Origin of the sequence: Bacillus sp. TL12 (genome assembly GCF_022625245.1) — a bacterium.
Classification (GTDB): Bacteria; Bacillota; Bacilli; order Bacillales; family Bacillaceae_G; genus Bacillus_A.
The window spans coordinates 21,494-37,136 of record NZ_JAJJBY010000024.1; the positions used below are offsets into that span (position 1 = coordinate 21,494).

The window sequence follows — 15,643 nt, forward strand, 5'->3', positions numbered from 1 at the left end:
TGTGAATATTGTCACTTATTATATATGTCTTCCTTCTTGTTTAATAACGGTTATTTTTTCCACTTTTCAATATCTAAATCTATTTCTCAAACAAGAAATACGTATTTTCCCCTGGATAATGCAATACAATCACCTCCCTATCTCCTTTTTGAAATACTACAGTATGTCCATCTTCTCCAAGATTCTCCCATCCCTTTACTTTTGAAATAGGCATTAGACTTATATATTGATAATCTGCTTGATTGTCATCTTCAATATGAATAGCTGACATAGGAACTGGAAAATCTTTAATCTTTGATTCTTTCGTCATGAATATTAACGCGAATAGCCCTCCTAAAACTCCTATCATAATAATATTAGAATATACTTTCTGTCTCTTTTTCTCCATCGAAAATTCCATCCTTATATATTATTAAAAGTAATATCATTTAATAGTTTACTAATTCTTACTGTACAATTCCATTATTACTTTTTCGACAAAATACAACAACTTCCAACTATGTAACTTGCTATTATAGATTGATACATCTTATTTTTTGTATATTAGGAGGAAATACCAAATGGAAAAATCGTTCTATAAAAAATGGTGGTTTTGGCTTTTTAGCATACTGATTATCACAAGCATTGGGACCGTTATTTTTTTGAACTACACGAAAGAAACAAAAATACAAACTATAAAAGAACCTATCGATAAAAAAATCTATCAACAAGAATTAAAATCTCAAATTGATTCACTCACTACAAAGTACGATAATATTGTAGAACAGGAATGGTTACCAACATGGACTAAACTAAATTCAAATCCAGATAACATAAATACAGATAGATTACTAGATAAAATGAATAGTATAGCAAACCAATTCAACAAGATTTCTAAAAAAACGGAGATATTTAAAGCTGAAGAAAAAATAAAAGATCCTGAACTGAAGCAGAAAATAAGTCATTTTAAAACCGCGTTTATAGCCGCTTCAAATTTCATGAAAAATGCCGCATTATCTGTTACACAAGGATTAAACAATGAGAGACCCTTAAAAGATAGTTTAGAAAATGCTGCGCAATCTTTAGGTCTTGCTGATCAAAATCTTGCCATAGCTTTATCTACGTTAGCTGAACTAGAAGGCATATTAGAAATAACAAAAAAATAAATTCAATTTTCAGGAGATACAATTTTTGTTCAAAATTATTTTCCAATAAAAAATGATTGCAATTCATTTATTAGGAACCTATAATGTTGTTTATTGATTATGTAAAAATCATTTCATATCAATATAACTAAGCTTTTAATCACATAATTCGGATGAACCATTCAGGAGAAGATCAATTGATCTACCGACGGGGCAAAAAGTTGATGATTCAACTTTGAAACTCTCAGGTCTTGGTTACAAGTAGAACTGCATGGGGACGAATCTCTGGAGAGACTCCCTCTCGCCTATCATATAGTGCAGAGGAAACAGAGCACCGAAGGAGCAAATCCGCTTATACTAGCGGATAATCTCTCAGGTAAAAGGACAGAGACAAGAGAAAGAAAACACCGATTTGTATCGGTTTATTTTTCTATTCCTTGTTTCTCCAGAGACCATTTCATTTATGTGAAGTGGTTTTTTATTTTTTCTAAAAGGAGAATAAAGATGGAGACAGTAAGTAAAGTATTAGAACAAATCAATCACTACGTATGGGGATTACCAACCTTATTCCTTCTAGTTGGGACTGGAATCATTCTCACAGTGCGTCTAAAAGGTTTACAGTTTAGTAAACTATTATACGCTCACAAACTAGCATTTCGAAAATCAGAAGACACATCTTCTTCGGGAGATATTAATCATTTCCAAGCACTCATGACAGCAATGGCCGCGACCATTGGTATGGGAAATATAGCTGGTGTCGCAACAGCTGTTACAATCGGTGGACCGGGGGCAATATTTTGGATGTGGATCACTGCCTTATTTGGGATGGCCACAAAATATGCAGAAGCAATCCTCGCGGTAAAATATCGTATTAGTAATGAAAATGGCGAATATTCCGGCGGTCCAATGTATTACTTAGAACGTGGCTTAGGGAAAAAATGGCTTGCTGTTTTATTTGCTATTTTTGGGACAACCGCTTCTTTTGGAATCGGAAATATGGTCCAATCGAATTCCGTTGCAGAGGCTATGAGAATAAACTTTTCGTTTCCCCCTGCTTTAACTGGTATATTAATGGCTTTCTTAATTGCGATCGTTATTTTAGGTGGCGTGAAAAAAATCGGGAAAGTAACTGGATTTTTCGTTCCACTTAAAGCTTTCTTTTATGTAATTTCTGGTCTCATTATTATTTTTTATCACTTTGACCAAGTTCCAGAAGCATTTTCACTTATTTTTTCTGGTGCATTTCAAGGTACTGCAGCTGCTGGTGGTTTTATCGGTGCAACCGTTGCTTCCGCTATTCAAATCGGGATGGCACGCGGAGTGTTTGCTAATGAAGCAGGCTTAGGAAGTGCCCCAATTGCTGCAGCTGCCGCAAAAACAGATTCACCTGCTAAACAAGCGCTTGTATCAATGACAGGAACTTTCCTTGATACATTTATTGTTTGTACAATTACTGGTTTAGTATTAATTACAACAGGCGCCTGGAAATCTGGAAAAACTGGTGTTGAAGCAACGACACTCGCTTTCCAATCTGTATTTGGTAATGCTGGCAGTATGATTCTTGGTATTGCAATTATATTATTTGCCTACTCCACTATTTTAGGATGGTCTTATTATGGTGAAAAATGTGTAGCTTATTTATTCGGACAAGGTGCCGTACGATATTATAAAGCCATCTTTATTGTAATGATTGCAATCGGTGCCAACTTAAAACTCGGAATCGTGTGGACATTTGCTGATATCGCAAACGGACTTATGGCAATTCCAAACTTAATTGGTCTAATTGGATTAAGTGGTGTTGTGGTAGCAGAAACAAATCGATTTTTACAAGCAGAGAAATTAAAAAACTCAAATAAAAAAATTGCAAGTTAATAAAATTTTTAAGTAAAGGGTATCCCATTTTTATATGGGTACCCTTTATTAGTTTTTATATAATCTTTTTATTTCGTAACATTCCTTTACAAAATTGATAATTACAATTTTCAAAAACTTGATTTCCACGAATATGTTCTCCGTGCCAATGACTGTTAATAACCCACGATATAGGATGACCTGTTATTTTTTCTGCTATCTCTTTTAAATCTCTAGCAACTTGCTGTGTATTAAATGTATCAAAAATGATGGTTTAATCCTCCATATTTATAAAACCCGCATTAGCTAAAGAACCTTCCTCTTCTTTCGCAATCGCTGCGTAAATACCATCTTTTAATTTCTCAATTGTAAAATGTTCGCTACTGCATGCTTTGTACATTTCTTTCCTCTCCTGCTATTCTCAATATATTTGAATACTAAGCTCTCATTTTCTTCATTAAGATTTTAGTTCTATATGTAGATATAATACAAAGTCTGTCATAGTAGATGGATAAACTAGCTGCCTCAACATAGATGTTATGTTCCATGATTTACAACATGCTGCACTAATTCGGAAACAGATGTTTCCAATCTTCCAGCGTATGGATTATCAAAGTATAACTAATTCATAGATTATTACCGTACAAAATGTAATTCTTGTCTTTGAAATTCGGCTTCCGCATCCGCTTTAACAATACCAATTTCCTCTATTACATTCTTTTGTATAGTTTTATATCTTATATGTGTCTTAAATTCTGATTCGAAGAGAAACGGCGTAATTCGGATCTTTTCTTTATCTATCCACTCAGCTGTTAACGCTTTATTTGTAACAGTGTTAAAAATTTCAGTGCCTTCAAATCTTTTTTTAAATAAATCAATTTCTTCTTTTTTCGTTACACCAGGTTCATTCATACAAGCATATAAAGATAACTCATCACAAAACTTCAAAAGTTTATAATGCTTATCAAACATGGCGCGCCGCTCTTTTGTTAACGCTTTCAAAAATTGCTTTTGGCGATCTAATTCCTGCTTATAGAAATTCACCATCTCCTCATCTTCTGGATTAAGAGGAAATGATATAAAATGTTTACTACATAATATAGCACCATAAGGATTTGAAGTTTCGATTTCATTAAGGCCTAACGTATAAAAAACAAAACGCAAAGAGCTAGGACAATCCATGAACGTATATGGAACATTCTTTGTATCATTCCAAATTGGTGTTTTATCTAAGCCAATCCATCCTCTATCATGTTCATAAATCGCATCAATACACTCTTTTAAATATGTTTTGTCTTCAAATACATCTTGTCTAAGGTTTTTTGCAAATTCTCCCGCCAAAAACCCATGGTCATGCTGTCGAATTAATACGATTTCGTTTGGATTTGTACGAATAATCATAATTGCATTCCCCCTTTCTTCTATTTTATATAGTAAATTTATTATTTTCTATACAAATCCTTCTTTCTAAAGAGGCAATAAAGTGAAACTTTAATCAGTGGGGGTTTTCTTCATCCCCACTGATTATCAGCCCTCACGAATTGGGCTTTTACGGGCAGTTTATCTCCCACCTAACTTCTTTGCTCCCGCCGAATTTTAAAGTGGGAGTATTACTGCCCGTTAATGCGGGATGAAAATAAATTCATCAATACTTTGCAGGGATTCCGCTTCTTTCACCGAAATTAAGATAACAATGTGATTCTATCAATGTTTTCAACAATATTTCTACATTCTATCACTCATTACAAAAACAAACCTAGACAAAAATATTTATATGAGGTGAAAAAAATGAACAAAACTGAATTAATTAAAAATGTGGCTCAAACAGCCGATATCTCACAAAAAGAAGCTTCAGTAGCTGTCCAATCTGTATTTGATGCAATTACAAACGCTTTACAGACTGGTGACAAAGTACAACTTATTGGTTTTGGAACATTTGAGGTACGTGAAAGAGCTGCGCGTACAGGTCGCAATCCTCAAACAGGTGAAGAAATTCAAATTGCAGCTGGGAAGGTCCCAGCCTTTAAAGCAGGAAAAGAGTTAAAAGAAGCTGTAAAATAATAATAAACCAGCCAATTAGGCTGGTTTATTATTTTATTTCATAACCGCATATATATTGTCTGCATGATATACTTCACAAATATAAAATATGCATCTACAGTTACTTACAATTTGATATTTTCTCGTAGGGTATATACTAGATTGTAATAAGCACCCATCAAACAGTTCAATAATGTTTCCAGAAGGTTGATACCCTTGGTATAACATATTTTTTCTTATGTCCATTTCCTCGATTAGTTTTTCAATTGGTACGTCTCCAATTTCTAATTCTTTAACAATTTCAATTGGTAAAAGTGAAGTATCAGCAAAAATTAGATTTTCAGATAACACCTTCTCCTTATAACTAACAGACGAAACTCTGTAAAGAAATGTTCCATTTTTATCAAAAAAGCTTTTCGCTTCTTTTGGGATATATTTTCGATCTATCATTTCTTGTTCCACAACATTAAACTGAACCGTATCTTTCACAATGTTTTCTAAAGCTGTAATAGATGGCATTTCTTTAGAAAATAATAGATCCTTAACCGTTTTTCCTGCTGTAGCATCAGCCAATTCTCTTTCTCTATTTTCTACTATAATCATGACTAACACCTCTTCTTATATTTATATAATCTTGTACCCACTACTCAAGCAAACATATTCCTAGAACACTTTTACGTTAGGTATCAACTCTATCAATTCATACCTTCATCAATAAACACCATTAATATGTGGGGGATTCACTATTTTGTAAAAGTACTCCTGCATCAAACTGCCTTATTTCTGTTACATCTTTGTTTAATAAAGCTATTGAAGCAACATAGCCAGATCCAGGGTGCAAATCCATCAAATTTGCAGTTCCTGCAAGCTGTGGCTTATCTTGAAAAACAAGTAGTTCTGGTAAATGGTCTGGAGTTGATACAGTCAGATGAGAAGGTGATATCATTAATCCTTCTCCAGTCGCCTTGAGTATCGCTTCCTTCCTTGTCCAATATGTTAAAAACCCTTCCAATTTCCTTTCAATCGGCAGTTTTCCTAGCTGAGTAATTTCTATATCTGTTAATACCCCTACTGCCATTTTAAGTACATCAATATTAGAATTTATTTGTTCTACATCTATACCGACCGCTGTGGACGTTGTAAACGCAACAGCGATTCGTTCTCCTGAATGTGACACGGATAACTGCGGCATACCTACAGGTAATTGCGGGCGTCCATGTGCTAACTTACAAACTGAACAAGTTCGATCAATGGGTACTTGAAGAGGGGACATTGCGAGTTGTTCTCCTAGTACCAATCGACTAATTGCGCAGCCAATCATAAATCTTGCTCGGTCCTCAAACTGATGGAACAAATTTGCTTTCTCACGCTCGGTGTCATTTAGTAGATCATAGTGCCAAGGTTGCAAGTCTGAAATTCGAGCCCACCATACTTGGCAATGATGGCTTCTTAGCTTTGGTACTGAATCTACAATCTCCCAATTTTTCATAAAAACTCTCCCCTTTTTGTATCCAATACTCATACTAAAAAAAGTATGAAATCTATTCCGGTCTTTCAACAAATATCTTTACTAGCGATTTCTCTTCTAACTTTTTATCCCGCATTACCGGGCTGTACGACCTTCACTTCCAAATTCAGTAAAAGCAAAGAAGTTAGATAAGTGGTCAACTGCCCGTAAAGGCCCAATTCGTGAGGGCTGATTAAAGCTTCACTTTATCATTGCATTGCTACTGTAATAAAGAAACCTATCCATATTTATTATTACACCTGGGTAGATTCTTCCTCGGTTATTCACCTGCAACTGCTTTTGAATGAGATTCATTTGATTGGACTGCCGTTTTTTTCTTTGCTGTAGCTATTGCATCCGCATCACGAATACGTAATGCAAACAATAATGCAATGCATAGAAATATAGCTGCACCAAGCAGAGCCATTTGATAGGCTACAATACCAGTACTCTCATTTCCAGTTTCACTTACATTGTGATTTCCAAAAGCAGCTAGAAGACTCGCAAGAACCGCAACACCGATGGCAGAACCTAAACGATTCTGCACATTAAAAATGGTTGTCGCTCTCCCCATTGAAGACGGATGAATATTATTAAAAGCTGAAAATTGTACAGCTCCTACAGAATGACCTAAGAAAACTCCTATACCAAACAATAGCACACGGACCAGCCAAGGATTTGTCTCCTGATTCACGAAGCTTAATACAACAAATATGATTGCTGAACACAACAATCCAAGAGAGATTAACTTACGTGGTCCAAGCCTTTTATATGACCAAGGCACAATTTGTGAAGAAATCATGAGTCCAATCGCTTCTGGAAATGTAGTGAGCCCTGTTTCCAGCGCTGATGCATGTAACACATTTTGATACATAAGCGGGAATATAAATAACATGCCCAGTAATCCAGCAGCTGAAAATAAAGAAATGAGGCTCATATTCCGAAATAATCGATCTTGCAGCAAACGTAAATCTAGCATTGGCTACTTCACACGAAGTTCAACAAATACAAAGAGAATAATAAGCGAAAGTCCACCCAATCCTGTCCCTATTATTTCTAAGGAACTCCAGCCCTTTGTTGGTCCTTGACTCATTGCATATATCAACATTGCAAATCCTGGTGCAGAAAGCATAAAACCAGGTAAATCTAACCGCCCAGCAGTTTTTTCAACATGCTCTACTAAAAATAACGCTCCAATTAGTAAAGCTATTATTCCAAACGGTAAATTAATATAAAATGCCCAGCGCCAAGACATATAATCTACAAAGAACCCACTAACAATTGGCCCTATCGCTGGTGCAACAGCAATAGGCAAAACAATAAACCTTGAAATCTTCGGTCTTTCTTGTGGTGAAAATGTTCGAAATAACATTGCCATTCCTACCGGAGTCAATAATCCCCCGCCAACACCTTGTATAATACGGAATATATTTAAGGCAGTAATATTATCCGCAATTCCGCATAGCGCAGAAGCTGCTGTAAATACAGAAAGGGCAATTAGGAATACTCGTTTCGTACCAAATCGATCTCCAAGCCATCCAGAAATAGGTAAAAATACAGCAAGACTTACTAAGTATCCGACATTGACTGTTCCCATTGCTGAAGGCGGAACTTGTAGTTCATGACTAATCGTTTGCAGAGCTACATTCACAATCGTTGCATCCATTGCAGCCATAAACATCGCAGCTACATATACAACACTAACAACAATTTTCGGATTCAACTTCAAATTCATTACTACTCCCCTACTGAAACATATTCAAGTGAGTGAAGACTCTTTGGCTGCATATCACTCCAATGTAATTGGATATACGCAAGACAAGCCTGTCTACTATCTTGTTCACAAACAACATCCCAGCCGGCTGGTACATCGAGAAAGGCTGGCCAGACAGAATGCTGGCCTTCCTTATTTACTAACACCTTATACATAAAGTTATCGTTCTCAAATGGATTCGTCATACTTTACTTACCCCTTTCACCCTTTGCTGTCTACTAGCTAATACTTGTCCGATTTCTGTAAGTGGTCCTGGCTGACATAAATCTTTATGTCGACAATCAATATCATATTGTTCAATTTCCCCATCGATATAGCTAAACCATGTATCTGGAGAAATCGGATCGAACCATTCTGGTATGATAGTTGATCTAAAGAATACAATGTTGCCATGGAATTGTTTTGGAACATACTTTCCTAAAAGACCAACAGAATTTACGTATGTTTCTTTCAAGTTCAAAATTGTTTCCTCTTCCAGACTCGCTAATGCACTACCATCCCTGCGAAGTATATCAATAGCATTTGCCATATCATGTGGTTTCCCGTCCATGTTATCTGGATCATATCCTCCTAATGCAAGTAGTGCAATAAGCGCTTCTTCCTCAGTAGGTGCCTCTGTATTTGGTAAAAAGTGACCAGGATAAGAATCCAGCATGACAAGCAGTTCAACTTCTTCTCCTTGATTTTGCAAATGAGTTGCCATTGCATGAACAACATTTCCACCAAGAGACCAACCTAACAATCTGTACGGTCCATGTGGCTGTATTTTACGAATGTGCTCAAGATAGTCAGCAGCCATTTCGTCTAATGATTTTGGAAGTTCTTCACTTTTTGCAATACCGCGTGCCTGTACACCATAAATTGGATGATCGCTTCCTAAAGACTTCATTAATCCTGCATAACACCAACTAAGTCCACCTGCTGGATGTACACAGAACATAGGTAACTCATCACCACTTGTTCGTAATGGCAGGATTACATCTAGTGCACTTTGGCTCGTCCCCATCTCAAGTCTTTCAGCAAGCCTTGCAATTGTTGGCGCTGCAAATAAGCTACCAATACTTAACTCAACTCCTAGCGCTTCTCTGATCCGGCTCATTAACTGCACAGCAAGTAAGGAATGACCGCCAAGATCAAAGAAACCATCATCAATACCAATTCGAGGCAAATTCAAAACTTCTGTAAATAATTCGCATAAAATTTCCTCTTTTGGTGTTCTTGGTCCTCGGCTTATAGTAGATGCCGTGAATTCAGGTGCTGGTAATGCTTTACGATCTAACTTACCATTTGGAGTTAAAGGTAATTCACTTATCATAACGAAAGCATACGGCACCATATAATCAGGTAGGCTAAGTCCTACATATTGGCGCATTTCAGCTGTATCAATGTGTACATGTTCTGACGGAACAATATAGGCGACTAAGCGCTTATCACCAGGCTGATCTTCACGTACAATGACAGCCACTTGTTCAACATGAGGATGCTGCATAATAACAGCTTCAATCTCACCAAGTTCAATTCGGAAACCACGAATCTTAATTTGGTGATCTGCACGTCCTATATAATCTAACGTGCCATCTTGACACCAACGTGCTAAATCTCCGGTACGGTACATTCGAGTACCAGGTTTTCCGTATGGATCTGCTATAAATCGTTCTGCAGTTAAACCCGCACGACCTAAATATCCACGGGCAAGTCCTGCTCCTGCAACATACATTTCCCCCACTACTCCCGGTGGTACAGGTTGTAAGTAGTTATCTAATACGTATACTTTAAGGTCTGGTATACTACATCCAATTAAGCTGTTTGCTCGTAAAGATACAATATTTTGATCCAGCTCAATATAGCTTACGTGTACAGTCGTTTCTGTAATACCATACATATTAATAAGCTTAGGCGCGTTTTCTGGATGACGACTATACCAATCTTCTAGACGACTTAATTCCAGTGCTTCTCCGCCAAAAACGACATATCGTAAAGAAAGCTTCTGCCCTAATTGGGCATTTTCAAGATCTGCTTGCATAAGTTGATAAAACGCTGATGGTGTCTGATTTAAAACTGTTACCTTTTCCTGAACAAGTAGATTTAAAAATTCCCTAGGTGAACGACTCACTGTATGCGGTACAATAACGAGACGCCCTCCATACAGTAACGGTCCCCAAATTTCCCAAACTGAGAAATCAAACGCGTAAGAATGAAACATTGTCCAAATATCATTTGAATCAAATTGGAACCAATGATCAGTTGCTCCTAATAGTCTTACAACATTTTGATGAGGAATCATTACACCTTTTGGTCTACCTGTTGAACCGGATGTATAAATTACATAAGCAATGTGTAAAGGTGATAACGGCTGTATTCGCTCTACATTTTCTATATTCTCTTCACCATATTTATTTAATGTGTCCATTGTTTTGGGATCATCTACTACAATCGCTTCGATTTCTTCACTCTCTATTGTCACTTTTGTGTTCGTAATCATACAAACAGGCTTAGCATCGCTTAGCATGAATGAAATTCGGTCTGTTGGATAATCAGGATCTAGCGGTAAATATCCCGCCCCCGCTTTTAAAACTGCTAACAAACTTACGACCATATCAAGAGATCTTGGCATCGCCAAAGCAACCACTTGCTCTGGACCTACTCCTTTTTCAATTAAGAGACGTGCAAGTTTATTCGACCTCTTATTTAACTCTTCATAAGTTAGCGTAGTGTCCTCAAATACGATAGCGTTTGCATCTGGCGTTAAGTGAACTTGTTTCTCAAATAATTCCGGCAAAGTCATTTCAGGAGCAATTTGAAAGCCACCATTCCATTTTTCAAGTATTGTTCGACGCTCTTCTTCCTCCAAAATTTCCAAACGTCCAATAGATTGTTCTGGATTCTTTGCTGCATCGTCTAATAAACGAATGAAACGACTCACAAATTTTTCAGCTGTCTCACGCTTAAATAAATCTGTACTAAATTCAAGTAAACCATGTAATCCATTTGGCTGACCTTCAGACGTGCTACTTTCACTTATTTCTATCGTCATATCAAACTTCGAAGAACCAACACTCTTAATCTCAAGATGCGTTTCTAGATTCGGTATATTAAGTGTAGCCTCTGGTGTGTTTTGAAAGGCTAACATAATTTGGAATAGCGGATGACTATTTCTCGAACGCACAGGGTTCAATACTTCAACAAGCCTTTCAAACGGAACATCTTGATTTTCATATGCCGAAAGGTTAACTTTACGCACCCTACTTACTAGTTCACTAAAGCTAGGATCTCCAGATGTATCTGTACGTAATACAAGTGTATTTACGAACAATCCGACAATATTTCCAAGCGCATCATCACTGCGTCCCGCAATTGGACTTCCTATTGGAATATCCGTTCCTGCTCCTAATCGTGTCAGCAGTGCAGCAAGTCCGGATTGCAACACCATAAACAAGCTAACACCATTTTTACGAGCAAGCTCTAATAGTCGTTCATGTAACTCTGGATTCATATGAAAATCTATCGTTTCTCCACGATAACTCGTTTCCACAGGACGTTGATAATCTGTAGGTAACTCCAGTTGATCTGGTAATCCCTTCAGCTCTTCTTTCCAAAACTCAATTTGTTGTGAAATAAGACTATCTTGTAAACTCTCATTTCCTAATAGTTCTTGTTGCCAAAGGGCATAATCGGCATACTGTACTGGAAGTGACTTCCACTGAACTAATTCACCTTTACAATGTGCTTGATAAGCAGCCGCTATGTCTCTTGACAATGGATTTAATGACCATCCATCCCCTACAATATGATGCAACAATACAAGTAACACATGTTCATCCGGATTTATTTCAAAAAGCTCCATACGGATAGCTGGCTCTTCTGCAAGATTAAAGCTATACCTTACAGCTGCAGCAAGTACCTTAGGTAATTCTGACTCAGTTGTCTTCGTAACAATTAAAGTAGGATTTGCCTCATTAGTCTCCAAAATTTGCTGATATGACGTACCTAGCGTGTTAGGAAAAATAGTTCGAAGTGTCTCATGTCGATCGACGATATCATAAAATGCAGCTTGTAAAGCTTCTCGATTCAATTCACCAGACATTCGAATGACTACTGGAATATTGTAAGTTGGGCTCGGACCTTCTAAGCAGTTCAAGAACCATAAACGACGCTGTGCAAAAGAAAGCGGTACTTCTTTTGGACGCTCTACCTTCTGAATAACTGGCCTTGCACTCTGCGTGCTATCTAATTGTTTAGCGAGTTCAGCGACTGTAGGTGATTCAAATAGTTTTCCAATGCCTAATTCCACACCTAATGTTTCACGAATACGTCCCATTAACTGGGCAGCTAACAAAGAATGTCCGCCTATTTCAAAGAAGTTATCATCGATTCCAATCCGCGCTATGCTAAGCACTTCCGCAAATAAATCACATAAAATTTCTTCTTGTGGATTTCTAGCTACGCGTTCACTAACAAGTAAATTAAAGTCAGGTGCTGGTAACACTTTCCGATTAATCTTTCCGTTCGGTGTCAATGGCAATTCAGACATCATCATAATTGCTGTCGGTATCATATAACCTGGTAAACTCTCTGCTGCATATGTTCGAATTTCTGCAATATCAAGATTTCCTTCAACATCAGGTACAATGTAAGCAACTAAACGTTTATCGCCAGGTTGATCTTCTCGAACAATTACAACGACTTGCTCCACATGAGGGTGCTGAGATAATACAGTTTCTACTTCAGATAACTCAATACGGAATCCGCGAATCTTAATTTGATGGTCAGCACGGCTCACATAATCTAACGAACCATCCTTACGCCATTTAACAAGGTCACCTGTGCGATACATCCTTGTACCAGGTTTCCCAAATGGATTCGCAACAAATCGTTCAGCTGTTAATTCTGGTTTTCCTAAATATCCATTAGCAAGCCCCGTACCAGCAATATACAGTTCTCCTACCACTCCAGGTGGTACTGGTTGTAACCCAGCATCTAGTACATACACCTCTGTATTCCAAATTGGTCTTCCAATAGAAGGTATATCACTCTCTTCTTCATTCATATCCATGAAAGTTGACCAAATTGTTGTCTCGGTTGGCCCATAAAGATTTGTAACATGACAATTTAATTCTTTTAACCGAGACGCTAAATTCGATGGAAGCGCCTCACCACCAACAAGAACTTTAAGTCCAATTAATTTTTCTGGATAATCTGTTACAAGCGCATGCCAAAGTGTTGGCGTGGCTTGCATAATTGTAATATTTTTCTTTTGGATGATCTCTGTTAAAGCTGAAGAATCTTGAACTGTTTCTTTTTGTGCAACTTGAACACTCGCTCCACTAATAAGTGGTAAATAAATTTCTAAAGCAGAAATATCAAATGCAAAAGTTGTAACAGCTAACAAGCGGTCATTCACATGTAATGCAAACTGATCTTGCATTGCCAATAAAAAGTTACTTAAACTTTGCATCGGCACAACTACACCTTTTGGCCTTCCTGTTGAACCTGAAGTATAAATTGTGTATGCAGGATTTAAAGGTGATACACCATCAAATAAATCTAAATTATTTTTTGAATATCCTCTTAACTCCTCTTTTATATCCTTATCATCTAATATAATTCTTTGTATATGATCCTCATTCGGTATATTAGCCAAAATAGAAGAATGTGTTAAGATACAAGTAGGCTGAGCATCGCCTAGTATATATGTAATTCGATCTTCTGGATATTCTGGGTCAATTGGTAAATACGCTGCTCCTGTCTTAAGAACTGCAATCATACCGATAACCATCTCTACAGATCTTGGAAATGCTAACGCTACAAATTGTTTAGATTGAACTCCCCGTTCTAACAAGAAGTGAGCAAGTTGATTTGCCTGTTCATTTAATTCTTTATAAGTAAGTTCTATTTCATCACATACGACAGCAATAGAATCAGGAGATTTACTTACTTGTTTTTCAATGAGTTCAGCTACACTTACGAATGAACTTTCTTTCATAGTTTGGTTCCATTCTACTAAAACTTGTTTGCGTTCCTCATGAAGTAAGAGTTCTAGTTTGCTAATCGGCGAATCCACCTGAAGATCCGAAATATTTTCCAGAAGCTTCACAAATCTCTTTTTATGAGTTAATAACTCGTCTAAGCTATATACTCCAGGGTTTGCATCAAAATTAATCCTGAAGCCATTTCCGCCAAATTCATTTGACACATTTATTGAAAGGTCATCAACCGGACCTGCTGAAAGGTTATGTTTAACACCATGATTTCCTGCAAAACTCAGACTATAACCAAATGGCATGACATTAATTATTGGGCCAAATAACCTTTGATTTTCTCCCAATAATTTAAGGTCTCGGCGTAGTTCTTCATGACGGTACTTATGATGAAGGCGTATATCACGAATTTCATTAGAAACTTGCTTTACAACCTCAGCAAAACTCATATTAGGGCTTATAGACAATCTAAGTGGAACAACATTCATAACCATACCAGGAGTATTAATTGATGCCGATCCTAAACGTCCCATCATTGGTAAACCTAAAATTACATCCTCCGTACTTGTTAACTTCTGTATATAGATAGCAGTTGCAGCGATGATAAGATCCGGCCAATTTGCCTTACATCCATGTGCAACTTCTTGCAACGACTCTGTACGTAAACGTGACAAGTGAGCTGTTTGGCGAAGAAACCCCTTCGATGTTCTATGAGCACGTTCAGCTAAGCTGACGACCTCTGGTTGATCTTGGAATCGTTCTAACCAAAAGCTACGATCTTTCTCAAACTGCTCTGACGCTCGATATGTAACGTCCTCCTCTAAAATGGTATGTAAAGAACCAAAAGGTCTCTCATCATACAATTGATTATTCATCAATGCCGTATATACTTTTGCTACTCGTTCTGCAAGTAACGAAAAGCCGTAGCCATCCATCACAATGTGGTGAATGCGCTGATACCAGAAGAAACGATTAGCATCGATTTTAAAAAGTGCCTCCGTATACAGCTTGTCCTTTTTCAGATTAACCGGTGTAGATAAATCCACTTTCATCCAAGCTTCAGCTACTTTCTGAGGGTTCTCTTCTTTACTAACATCGATAATATGCATATGAAATTCAGGAGAAGCATCGATAACTTGCCATGGCCCTTTCTCATCTTCTTCAAAGTGGACATGTAAAGATTCAGCTTCCATTACAACCTTACGCACAGCTAATTCAAATGTTTTTACATCAACTGAACCATGTATTTCTATGTATTCACCCGTATTATAAATTGGATTTTCAGGATCAAGTTGCTGCGCAAACCACATACCCGTTTGCGCACCTGACAATGAATGACGAACCTTTTGACAATGAGACATTCGTATTT

9 protein-coding genes, 3 pseudogenes and 1 riboswitch are annotated in these 15,643 nt (G+C 37.1%); of the genes and pseudogenes, 3 read left to right on the forward strand and 9 right to left on the reverse strand.

Going from position 1 to position 15,643, the window contains the following annotated elements:
* Positions 1–79: 79 nt before the first annotated feature.
* Complete coding sequence (locus LOK41_RS19425; RefSeq protein WP_241817908.1) at positions 80–388, reverse strand: hypothetical protein; 309 nt, start codon at positions 386–388, stop codon at positions 80–82.
* Positions 389–560: 172 nt separating this feature from the next.
* Here LOK41_RS19425 and LOK41_RS19430 point away from each other — a divergent pair, with 172 nt between their 5' ends.
* A complete protein-coding gene (locus tag LOK41_RS19430) occupies positions 561–1,145 on the forward strand; it encodes a hypothetical protein (protein ID WP_241817909.1) in 585 nt (194 codons plus the stop codon).
* A gap of 254 nt (positions 1,146–1,399) precedes the next feature.
* Positions 1,400–1,522, forward strand: a riboswitch (glycine riboswitch).
* Positions 1,523–1,628: 106 nt separating this feature from the next.
* On the forward strand, positions 1,629–2,996 hold the full coding sequence (locus LOK41_RS19435; RefSeq protein ID WP_241817910.1) for an alanine/glycine:cation symporter family protein: 1,368 nt from the start codon (positions 1,629–1,631) through the stop codon (positions 2,994–2,996).
* A 100-nt stretch (positions 2,997–3,096) separates the two neighbouring features.
* Here the strand turns inward: LOK41_RS19435 and LOK41_RS29145 are convergent.
* From LOK41_RS29145 to LOK41_RS19450, 3 genes and pseudogenes are all read right to left on the reverse strand, one after another.
* A pseudogene (locus tag LOK41_RS29145) lies at positions 3,097–3,375 on the reverse strand (MBL fold metallo-hydrolase); the annotation flags it as partial.
* A 57-nt stretch (positions 3,376–3,432) separates the two neighbouring features.
* Positions 3,433–3,587, reverse strand: a pseudogene (locus LOK41_RS19445) (DinB family protein); the annotation flags it as partial.
* Between the two features lie 24 nt (positions 3,588–3,611).
* A complete protein-coding gene (locus LOK41_RS19450; protein WP_241817911.1) occupies positions 3,612–4,376 on the reverse strand; it encodes a DUF3891 family protein in 765 nt (254 codons plus the stop codon).
* Positions 4,377–4,763: 387 nt separating this feature from the next.
* Here LOK41_RS19450 and LOK41_RS19455 point away from each other — a divergent pair, with 387 nt between their 5' ends.
* The gene (locus LOK41_RS19455; RefSeq protein ID WP_017149588.1) at positions 4,764–5,036 is read left to right on the forward strand and encodes an HU family DNA-binding protein; all 273 of its coding nucleotides are present in this window, start codon (positions 4,764–4,766) and stop codon (positions 5,034–5,036) included.
* A 33-nt stretch (positions 5,037–5,069) separates the two neighbouring features.
* On the opposite strand, the gene LOK41_RS19460 is transcribed toward LOK41_RS19455, so the two are convergent.
* The 5 genes and pseudogenes from LOK41_RS19460 to LOK41_RS19480 form a co-directional block, all read right to left on the reverse strand.
* The gene (locus tag LOK41_RS19460; RefSeq protein WP_241817912.1) at positions 5,070–5,618 is read right to left on the reverse strand and encodes a cold-shock protein; all 549 of its coding nucleotides are present in this window, start codon (positions 5,616–5,618) and stop codon (positions 5,070–5,072) included.
* 121 nt (positions 5,619–5,739) lie between these two features.
* On the reverse strand, positions 5,740–6,504 hold the full coding sequence (locus LOK41_RS19465; protein WP_241817913.1) for a 4'-phosphopantetheinyl transferase family protein: 765 nt from the start codon (positions 6,502–6,504) through the stop codon (positions 5,740–5,742).
* 298 nt (positions 6,505–6,802) lie between these two features.
* Positions 6,803–8,257 (reverse strand): annotated as a pseudogene (locus LOK41_RS19470) (MDR family MFS transporter).
* Between the two features lie 2 nt (positions 8,258–8,259).
* Complete coding sequence (locus tag LOK41_RS19475; RefSeq protein WP_241817914.1) at positions 8,260–8,481, reverse strand: MbtH family protein; 222 nt, start codon at positions 8,479–8,481, stop codon at positions 8,260–8,262.
* Positions 8,478–15,635, reverse strand: coding sequence for an amino acid adenylation domain-containing protein (locus LOK41_RS19480; RefSeq protein ID WP_241817915.1), 7,158 nt, complete (start codon positions 15,633–15,635; stop codon positions 8,478–8,480). Before LOK41_RS19480 ends, LOK41_RS19475 begins: the two co-directional genes overlap by 4 nt.
* Positions 15,636–15,643: the final 8 nt, after the last annotated feature.